Annotated in this window: 17 protein-coding genes; 5 read left to right on the top strand and 12 right to left on the bottom strand. The window is 74.0% G+C overall.

All coding sequences use genetic code 11. The features are described 5' to 3' along the window. Positions 1 to 81: 81 nt before the first annotated feature. From QWU11_RS27850 to QWU11_RS27800, 11 genes are all read right to left on the bottom strand, one after another. Complete coding sequence (locus QWU11_RS27850; protein WP_290117395.1) at positions 82 to 1,011, bottom strand: hypothetical protein; 930 nt, start codon at positions 1,009 to 1,011, stop codon at positions 82 to 84. After that, the gene (locus QWU11_RS27845; protein WP_290117394.1) at positions 1,008 to 1,709 is read right to left on the bottom strand and encodes a hypothetical protein; all 702 of its coding nucleotides are present in this window, start codon (positions 1,707 to 1,709) and stop codon (positions 1,008 to 1,010) included. The genes QWU11_RS27850 and QWU11_RS27845 overlap by 4 nt, the downstream gene beginning before the upstream one ends. Continuing rightward, complete coding sequence (locus tag QWU11_RS27840; protein ID WP_290117393.1) at positions 1,706 to 3,175, bottom strand: dihydroorotase family protein; 1,470 nt, start codon at positions 3,173 to 3,175, stop codon at positions 1,706 to 1,708. Before QWU11_RS27840 ends, QWU11_RS27845 begins: the two co-directional genes overlap by 4 nt. Continuing rightward, entirely contained in the window at positions 3,172 to 4,548 is a 1,377-nt protein-coding gene (locus QWU11_RS27835) for an FAD-binding protein (RefSeq protein ID WP_290117392.1), read from the bottom strand. The genes QWU11_RS27840 and QWU11_RS27835 overlap by 4 nt, the downstream gene beginning before the upstream one ends. Next, the gene (locus QWU11_RS27830; RefSeq protein WP_290117391.1) at positions 4,545 to 5,177 is read right to left on the bottom strand and encodes an aspartate/glutamate racemase family protein; all 633 of its coding nucleotides are present in this window, start codon (positions 5,175 to 5,177) and stop codon (positions 4,545 to 4,547) included. The genes QWU11_RS27835 and QWU11_RS27830 overlap by 4 nt, the downstream gene beginning before the upstream one ends. Positions 5,178 to 5,200: 23 nt before the next feature. Then, positions 5,201 to 6,538, bottom strand: a complete 1,338-nt coding sequence (locus QWU11_RS27825; protein WP_290117390.1) for an MmgE/PrpD family protein — start codon at positions 6,536 to 6,538, stop codon at positions 5,201 to 5,203. Positions 6,539 to 6,773: 235 nt separating this feature from the next. Further along, positions 6,774 to 7,505 (bottom strand): ABC transporter ATP-binding protein, encoded by a 732-nt coding sequence (locus tag QWU11_RS27820; protein WP_290117389.1) that lies wholly within the window; start codon positions 7,503 to 7,505, stop codon positions 6,774 to 6,776. After that, on the bottom strand, positions 7,492 to 8,226 hold the full coding sequence (locus tag QWU11_RS27815; protein WP_290117388.1) for an ABC transporter ATP-binding protein: 735 nt from the start codon (positions 8,224 to 8,226) through the stop codon (positions 7,492 to 7,494). Before QWU11_RS27815 ends, QWU11_RS27820 begins: the two co-directional genes overlap by 14 nt. Continuing rightward, on the bottom strand, positions 8,223 to 9,269 hold the full coding sequence (locus QWU11_RS27810; protein ID WP_290117387.1) for a branched-chain amino acid ABC transporter permease: 1,047 nt from the start codon (positions 9,267 to 9,269) through the stop codon (positions 8,223 to 8,225). Before QWU11_RS27810 ends, QWU11_RS27815 begins: the two co-directional genes overlap by 4 nt. Continuing rightward, positions 9,266 to 10,237: a branched-chain amino acid ABC transporter permease gene (locus QWU11_RS27805; protein ID WP_290117386.1), complete on the bottom strand. Its 972-nt coding sequence runs from the start codon at positions 10,235 to 10,237 to the stop codon at positions 9,266 to 9,268. Before QWU11_RS27805 ends, QWU11_RS27810 begins: the two co-directional genes overlap by 4 nt. 5 nt (positions 10,238 to 10,242) lie before the next feature. Then, positions 10,243 to 11,487 (bottom strand): ABC transporter substrate-binding protein, encoded by a 1,245-nt coding sequence (locus QWU11_RS27800; RefSeq protein WP_290117385.1) that lies wholly within the window; start codon positions 11,485 to 11,487, stop codon positions 10,243 to 10,245. Positions 11,488 to 11,690: 203 nt separating this feature from the next. On the opposite strand from QWU11_RS27800, the gene QWU11_RS27795 reads away from it, so the two are divergent. From QWU11_RS27795 to QWU11_RS27775, 5 genes are read left to right on the top strand one after another with little or no spacing between them, the layout of a single operon-like run. After that, on the top strand, positions 11,691 to 12,512 hold the full coding sequence (locus QWU11_RS27795) for an IclR family transcriptional regulator (protein ID WP_290117384.1): 822 nt from the start codon (positions 11,691 to 11,693) through the stop codon (positions 12,510 to 12,512). After that, on the top strand, positions 12,509 to 13,690 hold the full coding sequence (locus tag QWU11_RS27790; RefSeq protein WP_290117383.1) for a CoA transferase: 1,182 nt from the start codon (positions 12,509 to 12,511) through the stop codon (positions 13,688 to 13,690). The genes QWU11_RS27795 and QWU11_RS27790 overlap by 4 nt, the downstream gene beginning before the upstream one ends. Beyond that, positions 13,687 to 14,532: a CoA ester lyase gene (locus QWU11_RS27785; RefSeq protein ID WP_290117382.1), complete on the top strand. Its 846-nt coding sequence runs from the start codon at positions 13,687 to 13,689 to the stop codon at positions 14,530 to 14,532. The genes QWU11_RS27790 and QWU11_RS27785 overlap by 4 nt, the downstream gene beginning before the upstream one ends. Next, positions 14,529 to 15,347, top strand: coding sequence for a cyclase family protein (locus QWU11_RS27780; RefSeq protein WP_290117381.1), 819 nt, complete (start codon positions 14,529 to 14,531; stop codon positions 15,345 to 15,347). Before QWU11_RS27785 ends, QWU11_RS27780 begins: the two co-directional genes overlap by 4 nt. Then, entirely contained in the window at positions 15,344 to 16,750 is a 1,407-nt protein-coding gene (locus QWU11_RS27775; protein ID WP_290117380.1) for an MmgE/PrpD family protein, read from the top strand. The genes QWU11_RS27780 and QWU11_RS27775 overlap by 4 nt, the downstream gene beginning before the upstream one ends. Before the next feature lie 49 nt (positions 16,751 to 16,799). Here the strand turns inward: QWU11_RS27775 and QWU11_RS27770 are convergent, their stop codons facing one another. Beyond that, the gene (locus tag QWU11_RS27770) at positions 16,800 to 17,480 is read right to left on the bottom strand and encodes a triacylglycerol lipase (RefSeq protein WP_290117379.1); all 681 of its coding nucleotides are present in this window, start codon (positions 17,478 to 17,480) and stop codon (positions 16,800 to 16,802) included. Between the last annotated feature and the right edge of the window lie 18 nt (positions 17,481 to 17,498).

Genomic DNA, 17,498 nt, shown 5'->3' with positions numbered 1-17,498 from the left:
CGCGGGCCCGGACGGCTGCCGGCGAGATCGGTGTGTCGGCGGCGAACCGTTGCGGAGCCTCGATGTTCATCGCGTTGCCCTTCACGCCGCAGCGAGACCGTGGGCGAAGGCCGTACCGAGCGCGGCGAGGTGCTCTCCCACGCCGGGCAGTGCGCCGGCCAGGACGAAACCGTCGACGTCCAGCCGCGTCAGCTCCGCCACGCGTTCGGCGATGCGGTCGCGGGAGCCGGTCAGTACGAACCGGTCACGTACCGCCGCCGCGGTCTCGTCCGGGAGGGGCGGGCCGCCGGACCGGCCGTGGCGCCGGTGGTCGTAGGACTCCGCCAGGGCGCGGACCGGGGCGGCCTCTCCGGGGTCCAGCCCGTACCAGGAGGGTGCCGCCGCGAGCCGTGCGGCGCACGAGCCGAGGATGGGGTCGGTGGCGGCGCGTTCCTCCTCGGGCGAGGCGGTCGGGACCGCGCGGACGAACAGGCGGCAGCGCACGCCCGGGTTCGCCTCGCGGGCGGCGCGGACGGCGGTCGCGACGACGGACGGCCGCACCCCGGCGTCGATCAGTACCTCGCCGCACCGGGCGGCGGTGAGCGCGATCGTACGGGGACCGGACGCGGCGCCCGCAGGGCGCGGGACGCCGAGCTCGTCGCACGCGGCGGCGAGGCCGGCGAGCAGGTCCCCGTAAGCGCCCAGGCCCGGCACGGGCAGGCCGGCGTTGCGCACCGCGCTCTCACCCCGGCCGACGACCGCCAGCAGCCGCCCGCCGTGCCGGCGCGCCAGGGCGGCCAGCGCCGAGGCGACCGTGACCGGATGGCGCAGGCCGAGGGCCAGCACACAGGGCCCGGCGAAGGCGACGTCCGACCCGGCGAGCACCCGCTCGGTCTCGATGAGACAGTCGGGATAGAGCGCCGGGCTGTCGGCGAGCCCGACACCGCCGAACCCGGCCGCGGCCGCCTCCCTCGCCGCCGCCACCCCCGCCTCCGGAGAGGCGAGATTCACCAGAACGGACGGCCGGTTCACGACAGCGGCTCCCCCGCGACGACCGACAACGTGTGCGCGACGGCTCCCGGTAGCCGTGTGATCCCGGCGCGCCACACGACCACGGCCGTACGGCCCGCCGCGCACGCGTGGCCCGCCCGTAGCAGCGACACGTCCTCGTCCCGCTCGCCGCTCGCGGAGGTCAGCATCAGGCTCGCCGCGACGTCCAGTACGGCGTCCACGGCCGCGCCGTCGAGAAGGGCGCAGGTCGTGGCCACGCCGAGCACGCCGAGCGTCGCCTCGGCCGGGGCGGTCGCGGGCGGCAGAGCCTCCGCGGCCCGCGTGACGGCCAGCCCCGCGTGCACCGCCCGCCGCAACGGGTCGGCGGCGGGGTCGTCCACGAGCGCCGGGAAGGAGCCGGCCGACGGCTCCCGTCCGACGGTGGCCAGCCCCGCGAGCAGGCACGCGACGCCCGTGGTGCCGCCGCATCTCGCGGTGTTCCACATCAGCGCGTCGTACGTACCCGCCCGCAGGCCCGTGCCGATCAGCGGCAGACCGCCCCCGGGCACGGCGATCAACGGGGCCAGCGCGTCCAAGGCCGGGGCGGCGCACCGGCCGAGCGCGCGTACCGGCCCCTCCCGTACGAGCGAGCCGAACTCCGGCGATCCCGACGCGTACGCCGCCCCGGCGACCGATGCCAGCGCGCGGCCGATCGCCGGGTCCGGAGCGGTCAGTGTCACTCGGCGCCGCCGGGCCGGTGCAGGTAGACGCCGCGCGGCGTGCCGACGACGTTCCCGCGCTCCAGCACCTGCGCGCCGCGGACGAACGTGTCCGTGACCCTGGCCGACATCTCGAAGCCCTCGAACGGGGTGTACTCCTGCGTCGACTCCGACGCGGCGGCCTCGACGGTCCAGGACGAGGAAGGGTCGACCAGGCAGAAGTCCGCGTCGTACCCCTCGGCGATCGTGCCCTTGGTCGGCAGGCCGTACCGCTGGGCCGGGTTCCAGGAGGTCAGCTCGGCGATGCGGGAGTAGGACAGGCCGCGCCGGTGGCCCTCGCCGACGAGTCCGGGCAGGAGGTACTCCGTCCCGCCGAAGCCGGACTTGGCGGCGAAGACGTCCCCGCGCGGGTCGCCGAACTTCATCTCGTCGCGGCAGCAGGCGTGGTCGCTGACCACCCAGTCGACGGTGCCGTCCAGGACGTACTCCCACAGCGCCTCGACGTCCTCACGCGGGCGGATGGGCGGGTTGACCTTCGCCCCGATCCCGGACGCGGTGTCGATGTCGGCGAGCAGGTGCCCGATCGTCACCTCGCGGCGGAAGTCGACGTGCGGGAAGGTCTTCGCCATCCGTACGGCGGCGTCCAGGGCCTTGCGGGAGGACAGGTGGAGCAGATTGATGTTGGGCAGCCCGGTCTCGTGCGCGAGGTAGGAGGCGATGGTGACGGCGAGGCCCTCGGAGTGCTGCGGGCGCGCGGCGCTGTAGGCCGCCAGGCCGGTCAGCGTGCCCTCCTCCTCGACCATCCGCGTGTAGGCGGACATGATCTCGGCGGTCTCGCAGTGCAGGGACAGCGACACGTGCGGGGCGAGCTCGGTGAGCTTCTCCCGCGCCTCCTGGATGCCGCGCATGACGAACTCGAAGTGCGCCAGGTCGTAGCGCTCCCCCTCGGGCGTCATGAGGAACGAGCTCTGGTCGGAGGACCGGCCGTGCAGGCCGTGGCTCCCGTAGAACATGAAGATCTTGAAGGAGGTGACGCCGTACTTCTCGATGAGGAGCGGGATCTCGTCGATGTGCTGCCGCATCATCGGCGCCAGGTGGAAGGCGTAGTCCACATAGGAGCGTCCCTCGGACTTCTCCAGGACCACCGGGAAGAACTCGTCGTAGCTTCCGCCGCGGTTGAGGTAGTACTGCCCGGTGCGCATGTAGGTGAGCGCGGTGGTCACGCCGCCCTGCGCGCAGGCCCGGCTCTCGCTGGCCGTGTCGTCCTCCAGCGGGTTGTAGATCCCCCAGTGCTGGTGCGCGTCGACGACGCCGGGGAAGGCCAGCAGGCCGCGGCCGTCGACCACGACCGCGGCGTCCTCGGCCGGGATGTCGGGCGCGATGCGGGTGAACCGGCCCCCGGAGATCCCGATGTCGAGGCGTTCGGGTTCGGCGACGCCGGGGCGCACCACTCGTACGTTCTTGACCAGCGTGTCCAGTGACGTCACTTGGATTCCCTTCCGAGGTGGTGTGCCAGGTGGTCGGCGGCCAGGTAGGCCAGGCCCAGGGCGGGCAGCAGGCCGTTCCCGGCGAGGTAGCCGGCGGCGCCGTGGCCGGAGATTCCGGCGGCGGCGCCCCCGGAGGCGTACAGGCCCGCGACGGGCGAGCCGTCGGCACGGGTGACGCGGGCGTGCCCGTCGACCACGAGCCCGCCCTGGGTGTGGAACAGCGCCGGGACGACCCGCACCGCCGCGTACGGCGGGGCGAGAGGCGCTTCGAAGAACGTGCGGCCGAACGGGTCCGGAGCCCGCCCGCGCGCGATCCGCTCGACCTCGGCCAGCTCTCCCGCCGCGTCCGGCGCGCCGATGGCGTCTGCGAGCGCGGTGAGGTCGTCGGCCCAGAGCAGCGCGCCCGACTCGACCGTCTGGCGGAAGTCGGTGAACGGCTCGCAGAGGTCGTGGACGCGCCGGTCGAGCACGATCCAGCCGGTCGCGCCGGGCCGGGTGGCGAGCGCCGCCGCGTACTCAGAGTAACCGGTGGTCTCGTCGCCGAAACGGCGGCCCGTACGGTCGAGCATGACGCCGCCGTGCATGATCGTGGCCCAGCCGACGAGCGTCGCCCCCTTGGCCGCGAGCGCGCCGTGTCCCTGGTACGCGTCGAGGTAGGCGGTGGCCGCGCCGAGCCGCCCGCCGAGCCGCAGGGCGTCGCCGCGCGACTCCTCGCTGCCGTGGTACACCGCCGCAGCGATCTCCGGCAGGTGCTCGGCGACCAGGCCCCGGTCGGCGCCGTAGCCGTTGGTGGCCAGGAGCAGCGCGCGTGTGGGGATCTCCTCGTGCGAGCCGTCGGGGAAGCGGACCACGGCGGCCTCGACCGCGCCGGCCTCATTCGTCCGTACGTCGGTCAGCCGCGCCGGCGCGAGCAGGTCCACGCGCGGCTCGGCCTGGACCGCCCGCGCCAGATGGTCGATCAGCGCGGAGCCGTGGCGGGAGGGGATCGTGTGGCACCGGTCCACCGAGTGCCCCGGATAGTGGAAGTCGGTGGCGAGCGACAGCGGCAGGCCGAGGTGGCCGGCCAGCCACTCCACGAGGCCGGCGCTGACCTCGCCGAGCGCACGGGCCAGCCGCTCGTCGCCCTGCCCCTTGGTCTTGGCCCGTACGTCGGCGACGAAGAGGTCCGGCGAGTCCTCGATGCCGGCGGCGCGCTGCCAGCGCGAGCCCGCGCCGGGCACCATCGCGGTCGACATCGCGGTGTTGTTCCCGCGCCGGAAGTGCTCGCTCGCCTCGACCACGAGTACGTCCAGGCCGTGCTGGGCGGCGCGCAGCGCGCCGGCGAGCCCGCCGCCCGCCCCGGCGACGACGAGGTCCGGCCCGGTCGCGCTCACACCCGCTCGCCCGCGGCGAGCATCCGCAGCGCCAGCGCCGCGGGGTCGATGACCGGGACCGGGGTGCCGCCGGCCGCGTCCAGGTCGACGGCGGAGCAGCCGTTGACCACCACTTCCGCGCCCGCCGCGGCGAGCGCCTCGACGGCGCCGGTCATGGCCGCGACCCAGCGGGCGTCGTCGGCGATCGCGTCGAGGCCGAGGTCGAGGATGGCCACCTCGTGCACCGGGTGACCGTACGTCGCGGCGACGGCGGTCAGCTCGTCGGCGATCGCCCGGTTCCGGGTGACCGCCCCGACCGTCCGGCCTTCCCTGGCGGCGTGGGCGAGCGAGAGGCGGAGCATCCCGTCCATGCGCGCGACGCCCGCCTCGCGCGCCGCGGCGACGCCGGGGTCGAGGACGCAGTCGGGCAGCAGCGCGTCGTACGCCGGTCCGACGTCCCGCAGCGCCGCCGCCACCTGGCGTTCGGACTCCCTGACCTGCTCGCTCGTCTCCAGCGCCCGTGGGGCGCCGGTACCGATGTCGTGCAGCTCGACGGTGAGCCCATCGGGGCTCAGGTGGTCATAGCGCCGTTGCCGGCGGCGGAGTTCCTCGTCGGGGACGTGGATCGGGGTGATCGCGTAGACGAGCACCGGTGTCTCCTCGCGTTGGTGGATCAGGGTTCGGCGAGCGCGCCGAGCAGGGCGCCCACGGCGGGCGCGTCCGGCAGCCGGGTCGCGCACGCGTGCAGCCGCGCCGTGACGCCGCGGTCGCCGAGCAGCTCGTCCAGGAGGCCGAGCAGGGCGTTCTCGTCCAGTGGGCGGTGGTCGACGTCCCCGACGGGGTTGGGCAGCTCGCGTACGTGGCGGGCGCCGTCGGCCGTACGCACCGTGACGCGGACCGCGCGCTCGGCGGGCAGCCGGGCGTCCAGGTCCGGCGCCCGTTCGACGCGGACCCGGCGTGCCGCCTCCGCGACCTCCGGGTCGTGCAGGGCCGGCTCGGTCGCCGCCGCCGGGTCGACCCGGCCGCGGACCAGCGCGGACGCCACGACGAACGGGATCGAGAACATCGCCGCGAGCCGGCCGTCCCAGGTCGTACGGTCCAGGCCGGCGCTGAGCCCGTTGGTCTCGACCGTGATCTCCTCGACGGTACGGCCGGCCAGCGCGGGCCGCAGCTCCAGCACCGCGTCGGCGGCCGGGTGGGTGAAGGAGCAGGAGGCGTGCCGTTTGAAGTAGCCGAGCTCGACGTCCCACCGCGTGCCGAGCTCCGCGGTCAGCTCGGCGGCGTCGAAGCCGCCGAGCAGGCCGCCGAGGGAGTACGCGGCGGTCCCGGTGTTGCGCGCGAGGCCGGCGGCGGCCATCCGGGCGGCGGCGAGGCCCGAGGTGCCGGCCGCGCCCATCCACGCGTCGCGTACGGGGTTGCCGTCGAGCGCCGAGGCGAAGTGCCCGGCGACCGGCAGCCCGGCGCCGGTGTCGATCGCGGCGGCGACGCCTCCGGCGTCCAGCCCGAGCAGGCGGGCACAGCCCGCCGCCGCGCCGGCCACTCCCCAGCTCCCGTGCGGATGGGCGCCGGCCCGCAGCGTGGTCGCGCGGCCGAACCGCGCCGCCGTCTCGTACGCGGCCAGCAGCGCCGCCGCCGTGGCCGGGCCGTCCGCGTCGGAGGCCGCGGCGAGGGCGAGGACCGCCGGGAAACCGTGCGCCGCCGGATGCCCGCGCGCGTACTTGTTGCCCTCGTCCAGCTCCAGGCAGACCATGGCGGTCCCGTTCAGCCAGGCGGCGGCCTCCACGCCGGTACGCCGCCCGCCGCCGATCAGCGGGACCGGCCCGGGAGCGGGGTCCCAGGCCGCGACCAGCGCCCGCTGCTCGGGCGTACACGCCCCGGCCGCGCAGGCGCCGAGAACGTCGAGAAGCACGAGCGAGAGCCGCGACTGCACGCGGGCGGGCACGTCCGCCCAGGTCAGCGCCGCGACCCACGCCCCCAGCTCAGCGGTCGCCCGCCGCGCGTCGCCGCTCACGAGCCCCCCGCCCCGACGGGACCCGACGCGAGATGAGCGCACCCAACCCGGCCACCGCGGACCGGCTCCGGTCCAGGCGAAACCCGTGCGCGTACGCGGCCAGACGCCGCGACCTCCGAGTTCGGTCCGGCGGCCGCCCCGCTCACGAAACCAGCGCACAGCGGAGCCCCGGCGCGAGGTGAGCGCGCCGCACGGCCCTCGCCGGCCCGCCCGGCGGTCGGCCGCCGCGGGCCGGTCATGAGCCGCCCGTGCTTTCCGGGGCGGTGCCGAGGCCGAGGTAGGCGCGCTTCACCCGGTCGTCGCCGGCCAGCTCCGGGCCGGGCCCCTCCAGCACCGCGGTGCCGTCCTCGATCACGTACGCGCGGTCGGCGATGCCCAGGGCCTGGGCGGCGTTCTGCTCGACCAGCAGTACGGCGATGCCCTGGTCCCGGATCGCCTTGACCGCGTCGAGTACCGCCCAGGTCAGCTTCGGCGACAGCCCCGTGGACGGCTCGTCCAGCATGAGCAGCCGTGGCCGTGCCATCAGCGCCCGGCCGATGGCGAGCATCTGCTGCTGGCCGCCGCTGAGCGTCTCGGCGACCTGCCTGCGCCGCTCGGCGAGCACCGGGAACAGCTCGTGGATCATCGCGACGGTCTCGCGGCCGGCGCGGCCGCGGCGGGTCCAGGCGCCCATCGTGAGGTTCTCCTCGACGGTGAGCGGGCCGAACAGGCCACGGTCCTCGGGTACGTGGACCAGGCCGTCCGCGACCAGCGTCGCGGGCCGCCGCCCGTCGGCGCGCTCGCCGCGGAACGAGATCGTGCCCTCGACCGGCCGCAGTACGCCGCTGATGGCCCGCAGGGTGGTCGTCTTGCCCGCGCCGTTGGCGCCGACGAGCGCGACGATCTCGCCCTCGTCGACGTGCATGGACAGCTCGTGCACGATGCGCAGCCCGCCGTATCCGGCGGAGACGCCGTCAAGCCTCAGCACCGGTCGGCTCCTCTCCGAGGTAGGCCTCGATGACCCGCGGGTCGCGGGCCACCTCCCCCGGCGTCCCGATGGTCAGCACCCGCCCCTGGTCGAGGACGAGGACCCGGTCCGACAGCCGCATGACCGCGGCCATGATGTGCTCGACGAACAGCATCGTCAGGCCCTCCTCCTCGCGCAGCGCGGCGAGCAGGTCCAGGAGCGGTTCGCGCTCGGCGGGCACGAGGCCGGCCAGCACCTCGTCGAGCAGCAGCACCTTCGGCCGCATCGCGAGGGCGCGGGCCAGTTCGAGCCGCTTCAGGCCCGCGGTCGGCAGCTCGCCGGCCGGAGTGTCGCGCCAGCGGCCGAGCCCGGTGCGCTCGATGACCTCCGCCGCGCCGGAGACGACCTCGCGGTGCGCGGCGGTGTGGCTCATCGTCGCGACGCAGACGTTCTCCAGCACGGTCATCGAACGGAACGGGCGCATGAGCTGGAACGTGCGGACCATACCGGCGCGGGCGATCCGGTGCGGCGGATCGCCGGTGACGTCGTGGCCGTCCAGCACGACCTGGCCGCTGTCGGGCCGCAGCGTGCCGGAGATGGCGTTGAACAGCGTGGTCTTGCCGGCGCCGTTCGGGCCGATGATGCCGAGGATCTGGCGTTCCTCGACCTCGAACCCGACGTCGCCGAGCGCATGGATCCCCTGGAACGCCTTGCTCACACCCTGGACCCGCAGGACGGTCATCGCCGCAACCTCCCTCGTACGGCCCCGTACACGCCTCGGGGCAGCGCGAGCACCAGGACGATGAGCAGCACCGCGTACAGGATCACGTCGAGCCCGGCGCGTCCCTGCAGGAAGGACAGGAACGGCGGCGGGTTGCGCAGCAGGGTCGCGGTCACGTCCGACAGCGGCCCGAGGATCACCGCGCCGATCACCGGGCCCCAGATCGTGCCGACGCCCCCGATGACCGCCGGCAGGATCGCCTGGATCGACACGCCGGAGCCGAACGCCAGGTCCGGGTTGATGTAGAGGTAGAACTGCACGTAGAAGACGCCGGCCACGGCCGTGATGGCCGCCGACAGCGCGATCGTCATCAGCTTGTAGCGCATCGCGTGGACGCCGAGCGCCGACGCGGCCGTCTCGTCGTCGCGTACGGCGAGCGTGAGGCGGCCGGCGCGGGAGCGCAGGAAGGCCACGTTCACCGCGAGCGCGGCGGCCACCAGGCCCAGCGCCACCCAGAAGTACCCGGGCGAGCCGAGCGGGAACTGCAGCTTGCCGAACGACGAGCCGTGGATCAGCGGGACGTTGTACCCGACCGCCTTGTGCACGAAGCCGCTGCCGGTCGCGATGAGCCGGAGCATCTCGGCGAAGGCGAAGGTCGCCAGCGCGAAGTACGCGCCACGCAGCTTGTAGCGGAACGACAGGAAGCCGATGATCACCCCGAACAGCGCGGCCAGCGCGCCGCCCGCGAGCATCCCGATCCACGGCGAGACGCCGTGCTCGACCAGCAGCCACGCGCCCGTGTACGCGCCGATGCCGAAGTAGGCCGCGTGCCCGAAGCTGAACATCCCGCCGAACCCGCTCATGAGGTTCCAGCCGATGCCCATCAGCGCGAAGATCAGCACGCGGACGGCGACGGCCTGCTGCGCCGCCGGCAGCACCAGCGGGAGCGGGATCAGCACGACCACGATCACGGCGAGGACGACGAGGTTGCGCAGCGACGCGCGGCCCCCGGGCGGCGGGCGGCCGGTGTCGCGCGCGGGGCTCGGCGCGGACGTCACGGTCATGAGGCCCTCCCGAACAGTCCCTGCGGCCGGAGGAACAGGACCAGCACGAACACGATGAAGACCGGCAGCAGCGGGCTCTGCCCCGGCAGGTAGATGCCGCCGAGCTGCTCGGTCAGCCCGATGATCAGGCCGCCCGCGAGCGCGCCGAGGACGTTGCCCATGCCGCCCAGCACCACGACGACGAACGCCGTGATGTTGAAGAGCTGGCCGGCCGTCGGCTCGACCGTGGTGAACGGCGCCACCAGCGTGCCGGCGGCCCCGGCGCACGCCGTGCCGAGCGCGAAGGTCAGCGCGTAGATCCGGCGGACGTCCACGCCGACCAGCGCGGCGCCCTGGCGGTTGGCCGCGACGGCCCGGATCCCGGTGCCGATCCGCGTACGCCGCAGGAGGAGATAGAGGACGCCCGCGAGGACCAGCGCGGCGGCGAACGCGAGCACCCGCGACAGGTCCGCGACCGCGCCGAGCACGGGCAGTCCCCGGTTGCCGGGCAGGGAGACCGTACGCGGGTCGCCGCCGAGGAACAGCAGCAGCGCGTTCTCCACCAGCAGCGAGAAGCCGAGGGTGATGAGCAGCTGGTTCTGCAGCGGGCGGCCCATCGCGCGGTTGAGCACGGCGTACTGCAGGACCCAGCCGAGGCAGAACATCACCGGCACCGCGATCAGCAGCGCGAGGTACGGGTGCAGGCCGGTCACCTGGACGAGCCCGTACGTGAGGAACAGCGCGAGGGCGAGGAACGCGCCGTGCGCGAAGTTCACCACGTCGAGCACGCCGAAGATCAGCGTGAGCCCCATCGCGACGAGCCCGTAGACGCCGCCGGTGAGGAGCCCCGTGATGACCGCCTGCGTGACGATCACCGGCTTGTCGGCCCGTACGTACGCCAGCAGCAGCGCGGCGACGATGACCAGCGCGACGATGAGCGCGCGCCGCGTGCGCGGCGCGGTGCTCCTCACCGTCTCGACAGCGCTCACCCGGCTCAGCCGCCCGTCACCGGGTAGGCGGGGGTGGCGTCGTCCTCGGCGTACTTGGCGGGGTAGACGACCTTGGTCGTGGTGCCCTGCACCTGCACCGCGACCGGGAGGGCGTTGACGTTCTGACCGGTCTGGTCGAACTTGATCGGCCCGTTCCCGATGACCGTGGAGTCGAGGGTCAGACCGGAGACGGCGTCGCGCAGCTTGCCGCGGTCGCGGCTGCCCGACTTCTCCAGCCCGGCGGCGATGACGCGGACGGCGTCGTAGGCGAGCGCCGCCTCGCTGCGCATCTGGGTGTGGAAGCGCTGCTGGTACAGCGTCGCCAGCGCGCTCGCCTTGGGGTTGTTCGCGTCGAGCCGGTAGTTGCTGTCGTAGTAGCCCTTACCGGCCGCGCCGGCGTCGGCGGGGAACTGCGGCTGGTCGAACGCGCCGTCGGCGACGCCGAACACCGCGTTCAGCCTGGGCTTGACCGAGGCGACGGCCTTGGCCGCCAGGACGCTGTCCCGGTAGTAGCCGGTCACCGCGAGGACGTCCGCGCCGGAGGCCTTGACCTGGGTGATCTGCGTCGTGAGGTCGGAGACGCTCGCCGGGTCGTAGCTGATGTCCGGGCCGACCTGGAAGCCGAGCTTGGCCGCCTGCGCCTTGAACCCGGCCAGCACGCTCGTGCCGAACGCCGTCTGGTCGTGCAGGTAGGCGACCTTCTTCACCGGGTGCCCGGCGCTCTTGGCGATGTCGTAGAGGTTCTGCGCGCCGACCGTGCCCATCTGGGAGTTCGGCGGCTGGATGCGGAAGGAGTACTTGTAGCCGTGCTTGAGGATGCCGTCGTCGCCGGTGACGTCCATGACGAACGGCACCTGGTTGCGTTCGGCGACGGCCGCGACGTTGGCGCTGACCGCGCTCATGTAGGTGCCGACCAGCGCGACCGCGCCGCCCTGGATCAGCCGCTGGGCCTCGCTCTGGCCGACGTCGGGCTTGCCCTGGGTGTCGCCGCTCGCGAGCTGGAGCTTCGCGCCCTTGAGCGCCTTGACGCCGCCGGCCGCGTTGATCGCCTCGACCGCGAGCTTGGCGCCGTTCTCGAGCTGCGCGCCGTCTCCGGCGCTGGCTCCGCTGAGCGGGTGAAGCGTTCCGATCTTGATGGCGCCACTTCCGCCGGTACCGCCGCCCGTGCCTCCCGGCGCTGTTCCGCCACACGCCGCGGCGGACAGCGAGATCACCGAGGCGAGTGCGGCAGCGATAGAGATCCTCTTCATCCGATCGCTCCTGGAGCTCCCGTCGTCTCGTTCCTGCTAACGGAACGACTGGTGGTGAGTCATGATGCTCAGCCCGCCTAGCAGTGTCAATGGGTGTGTGTAAAACCCCTATGAACAAGGCCAATGCCTTGACCAGCCGATCGAACATGTGGTTGCGTGGCGTTCCGCTTACGGGAACAGAGCTTTTGTATCGGGGAGGCGACGTGGCGGATTTGGCCGGTGTGTCCAGTGGATCCGGTACCGAGGTGGCCGGCCGGGTGGCGGACGTGCTGCTGGCGTTCACCGACGAGCCGGGTTCGCTCGGCGTCTCGGAGATCGCGCGGCGGCTCGATCTGAGCAAGGCGGTGGTGCACCGCATCCTTCAGGCGCTCTCGGCCCGCGGGCTGATCACCACCGATCCGGAGACGCGCGCCTACCGGCTCGGCCCGGCCGCGGCGGCGCTCGGCGCCCGCGCGCTGCGCGACTCCGATCTGCGCGACGCCGCCATGCCGGTCATCCGCGAGCTCCAGTCGCGCACCGGCGAGACCACCACGGTCTCGGCCCTCGTGGGCGACGGCCGGGTCTACCTCGACCAGGTCGAGAGCCGGCAGGAGATCAAGATGACCGTCGAGGTCGGACGGCGCTTCCCGCTGCACGCGGGCAGTTCGGGCCAGTGCATCCTCGCCTTCCTGCCCGAGCGGCTGCAGGCCGAGATCATCGCGAGCGGGCTGGAGGCGCTGACGCCCCACACGATCGTCGACGAGAGCCGGCTGCCCATCGTGCTCGCCGAGATCCGCGCCACCGGGCACGCCTTCTCCCAGGGCGAGCGCCAGCCGGGCGCGGCGTCGATCGCGGCCCCGGTGTTCGGCTTCGACGGCGCGGTCGTCGGCGCGATCTCGGTCTGCGGCCCGGTGCCGCGCGTGGACGAGGCCGCGGGCCTCTCGTACGCGCCGCTGGTCCGCGAGGCCGCCGACCGGGTCTCCCGCGCCCTCGGCTGGAGCGGCGGCCTGCCGGAGGACCGGCGGATGACGGAGGTCCGGGTATGAGCGCGCTGTCCGGGCTCCGGATCCTCGACGTGGCGACGCTGTTCGCCGGGCCGCTCGCGGCGACGATGCTGGGCGACTACGGCGCCGAGGTCATCAAGATCGAGCACCCGCGCGGCGATCCGGTGCGCGGGCACGGCGCGAGCAAGGACGGCGTCGGCCTCTGGGGCAAGGTCATCGGGCGCAACAAGAAGAGCGTCACGCTCTACCTCGGCTCCCCCGAGGGCCAGGAGATCTTCCGGCGCATGGTCGTCGACGCCGACGTGGTCATCGAGAACTTCCGGCCCGGCACGCTGGAGCGCTGGGGGCTGGGTTACGAGGAGCTGTCGGCGATCAACCCCGGGCTCGTGCTCGCCCGCGTCACCGGGTTCGGCCAGTTCGGCCCGTACGCCGGACGCCCCGGGTTCGGCACCCTCGCGGAGGCGATGAGCGGGTTCGCCGCGATCACCGGCGAGCCGGACGGCCCGCCCACGCTGCCGCCGTTCGGCCTCGCGGACGGCATCGCGGCACTGACCACCGCGTTCGCGGTGATGACGGCGCTGCGCGAGCGCGAGACCTCGGGCGCCGGCCAGGTGGTCGACCTGGCCATCATCGAGCCGATCCTGACCCTCCTGGGCGCGCAGCCGACGACGTACGACCAGCTCGGCGAGGTGCAGCCGCGCACCGGGAACCGGTCGGCGAACAACGCCCCGCGCAACACCTACCGGACCCGCGACGGCCGCTGGGTCGCCGTCTCCACGAGCGCGCAGTCCATCGCCGAGCGCGTGATGCGGCTGGTGGGACGCCCCGAGCTCGTCGAGGAGCCCTGGTTCGCCACGGGCTCCGAACGCGCGAAGCACGCGGACGAGCTCGACGCCGCCGTCGGGTCCTGGATCGCCGGGCGCGACCGCGACGACGTCGTGGCCGCCTTCGAGGAGGCGAACGCCGCGGTCGCGCCGATCTATGACGTGCGCGACGTCATGGCGGACCCGCAGTTCGCCGCGCTGGAGAGCATCATCACCGTCGAGGACGACGAGCTCGGGCCGCTGCGCATGCAGAACGTCCTGTTCCGGCTCAGCCGCACGCCCGGCGAGATCACCGGTGCCGGGCCGCCCCTCGGCCGGGACACCGCCGAGGTGCTCGCGCGGTACGGAGTGGATGAGACAGAGCTGGCCCGGCTGCGCGAGCGAGGCGCGCTGTGACGCCCGTGCGTTCGTGGCTGTACGCCCCCGGTGACCGCCCCGAGCTCCTCGCCAAGGCCGTACGGGGCCGGGCCGACGCCGTCGTGGTCGACCTGGAGGACGCGGTGTCCCCCTCGCGCAAGGCCGAGGCCCGCGCGTCGGCGCGCGAGCTGCTCCTGGCGGGCTCCCCCGTGCCGGTGTGGGTGCGGGTCAACGACCCGCTCGGGCCGTGGGGCGAGGCCGACCTGGACGCCCTCGACGGGTTGCCGGTCACGGGCGTACGGCTCCCCAAGTGCGAGGACCCCTCCGTCGTGCGTCAGGTGGGCTACCGGCTCGGCAGGCCGATGCAGCTGCTCCTGGAGTCGGCGGCCGGCCTCGAACGCGCCGGCGACCTCGCCCGTGCGCATCCGCGCGTGGCCGGGATCGGGCTCGGCGAGGCCGACCTGGCCGCCGACCTGCGGACCGTCGGGGAGGAGACGCTGAGCGGATGCCGGTTCCGCGTGCTGCTCGCCGCGCGCGCCGCCGGGCTTCCGGCGCCCGTGCAGAGCGTGTGGACCGACCTGCGGGACGCCGACGGCCTGCGCGCGAGCACCGAACGGGCCCGCGACGCCGGGTTCTTCGGCCGCTCGGTGATCCATCCGAGCCAGGTCGACGTGGTCAACGCGGTGTTCACCCCGACGCCGCGGCAGGTGGCCGCGGCGCGCGAACTCCTCGACGCGCTCGACGCGGCGGAGCGGGACGGCCGATCCGCGCTCGTCGACCGGAACGGCCGCTTCGTCGACCCGGCCGTCGCCGAAGGCGCCCGCCATACCCTCGCGCTCGCCGACCGGCTCGGGGACGCGTACGACAAGGAGGAGACATGAGCACCTCGGATGCGCTGCTCGACGCCGTGACGGCGGGTGTGCGGCTCATCGATCTCGGCCAGCCGTTCTTCACCGGCATGCCGTGCTCCCCCAACCATCCCGGCTTCCGCATGACGCTGATCCGGCGGCACGGCGACATGGTCCGCCCGGACGGCGGTTCGGCCGCCAACGAGCTCATCATCACCGGCGGTCACGTCGGCACCCACATCGACGCGCTCGCGCACGTCAGCCACGACGGGCGGCTGCACGGCGGGGTCGACGCCGCGGAGGCGCAGCGCGGCGGGCGGTTCGGCTCCGGCGGGGCCGAGGAGACGCCCGCGATGCTGGCCCGCGGGGTGCTGCTCGACGTGGCCGCGGCGCACGGCGTCGACGTGCTGCCGCCGGGCTACGGGGTGACCGTCGCCGACCTGGAGGACGCGGCCGGCCGCGCGGGCGCCGAGGTGCGCCGGGGCGACGTGGCGCTGGTCCGTACGGGCTGGGCGCGCAACTTCGGCGACGCCGGCGCCTACCTGGGCCAGGAGGAGGGCGTCCCCGGTGTGACCGAGGAGGCCGCGCGCTGGCTCGCCGCGCGGGGGGTGCGGGCGACCGGCGCGGACACCACGGCGTACGAGCGGATCCCGCCCGGCGCCGGGCACCGCGTGCTGCCGGTCCACCGCGTCCTGCTCGTCGAGAACGGGATCTACATCATCGAACACCTCAACCTCGAAGAGGCCGCGGCGGAGGGACTGACGGAATTCGTGTTCATGCTCGCCCCGCTGCGCATCGTCGGCGGCACCGGATCGCCCGTACGGCCGGTCGCGGCGGTGTCGTCGTGACCGGCCCGACCCTCGTCCAGAGCCTCGCCGGGCTCGCCGCCGGCGTACGGGAGCGCGGGCTCGGCGACGACCTGCGCGCCGACGTCGCGCGGCGGGTCCTCGATCTGCTCGGCAACGCCCTGGCGGCCACGACCGAGCAGCCGGCCAAGACGGTCACGGCCGTGGCGCGCGCGTGGGGCGGCGAGCCGCAGTCGAGCGTCATCGGCGGCGGCCTCGCGCTGCCCGCTCCGGCGGCGGCGCTGGTCAACGGCACCCTCGCGCACTCGCTGGACTTCGACGACACGCACCTGCCCTCGGTGCTGCACCCCTCCTCGTCGGTGGTCCCGGCCGCGCTCGCCGTCGCGGAGGCCCGCGGCTCCAGTGGCGCCGCGCTGCTCGACGCCGCCGGGGTCGGCATCGAGGTCACCGTCCGGCTCGGCATGGCCGGCTATGACCGTACGCTCGGCAACTCGGTCTTCTTCGAGCACGGCCTGCACGCGACGTCCATCTGCGGCACGATCGGCGGCGCCGTCGCGGCGGCGATGCTGAGCGGGCTGGACGCGGACGGCATCGCGCACGCGGCGGGCATCGCGGCGAGCATGGGCGCCGGCCTCATCGAGGCCAACAGGACCGGCGGCACGGTCAAGCGGGTGCACTGCGGATGGGCCGCGCACTCGGCCGTGGTGGCGGCGAGCATGGCCGAGCACGGCATCACCGGCCCGCCGACCGTGCTGGAGGGCCGGTTCGGGTTCCTCCAGGCGTTCTGCCGCGACCAGTACGACACCACCGCGATCACGGACGGCCTGGGCGAGTCCTGGGAGCTGCCCCGGATCTTCTTCAAGCCGTACCCGTGCAACCACTTCACCCACGCGGGCATCGACGCCGCGCTGCGCCTGCGCGCCCGCGGCCTGGACCCGCGCGACATCGAGGAGATCGAGCTCGGCGCGCCGGGCGCCGTGCTGCGGACCATCGCCGAGCCGGCCGACGACAAGGCCCGCCCCGCGTCGGGCTACCACGCCGCGTTCAGCGGCCCGTACACCGTGGCGTCCGCGCTGCTCGGCGGCGGCGGGCTCGGGGTCTTCCACGAGGACTTCACCGACGAGGCCGCCGCGGACGAGACCCGCCTGGCCCTCGCCGCACGCGTCCGGTGCGTCACCGACGCGCGCTGCGACGAGATCTTCCCGCACCAGTTCCCGGCGGTGCTGCGCGTCCGTCTCAACGACGGGAGCGAGCTGACCGAGAGGGTGGACGTCAACCGGGGCGGACCGGACGATCCGCTGTCGGCCGGCGAGCTGGCCACGAAGTTCCGCCTCAACGCCGCGCGTGTCCTGCCCGAGGAGGCCGCCGAGAAGATCTCCGCCCTGGCGTTCGCCCTCCCGGAGGCTCCGGACGTCCACGCCCTGGCGGCGATCGCCCGCGCGTGATGAGGGCCGGGTCCCGGCGCCTCCGGGACCCGGCCCTCACCGACGCGGGTCAGGTGGCGAGGAACGAACGCACCGCGGTCAGGGTTGCGGTGTCGGTCAGGTACCCGATGTGGGTCTGGCAGGCCACGGTGTTGTTGGTGGCGCCGTTCAGCCGCGTGCTGGTGTAGGGGACGATCACGCCGTCGCAGGGCGAGGACCAGGTCGCGTACTTCGTGGCACCCGGCGTCTCGTCGCCCGAGGTCACGGTCTGGATGAACGCCGAGCCCGGCAGCATCTCCACGCACGAGGGGTAGATCGTGCACGCGGAGGCGAAGGTCGTGCCGTGGTTGGCGCCGGCGATCGAGGCGAGGTGCCGCACGTACGGCTGGCCGCCGAGCTCATGGATGTACCAGTCGCTCACCAGCCCGCCCATGGAGTGGTTGACGATGTCGACCTGGGACGCGCCCGTACGGGCCAGGACCTGCTGGATGTAGGACTTCAGCGAGGCGGCGCTGCTCTTGTTGGACTGGGCCCAGTTGTAGTCGAAGGCGTTCAGCTCACCGCTGGTGTACCCGCCTGCCGCGAAGACCGTCTTGGCGGTGGCCCAGTTGGACGAGCTGCCGGTGTAGCCGTGGACGAAGACGACGGGGACGTGCGTGGCGGCGTTCGCGGTGCTCGTCTGCCCGGCGGCGAGCAGGCAGGTCAGGGCGGCGAGAGCGGCCGCGAGGACGGTGCCGAGGGTACGGCGCATGGGTTCTCCTGGCTGGGG

Source organism: Actinomadura sp. DC4 (genome assembly GCF_030406325.1).
Lineage (GTDB): Bacteria > Actinomycetota > Actinomycetes > Streptosporangiales > Streptosporangiaceae > Actinoallomurus.
The sequence above is the reverse complement of the archived record's forward strand: the minus strand, read 5'-3'. Positions and strand labels throughout refer to the sequence as shown.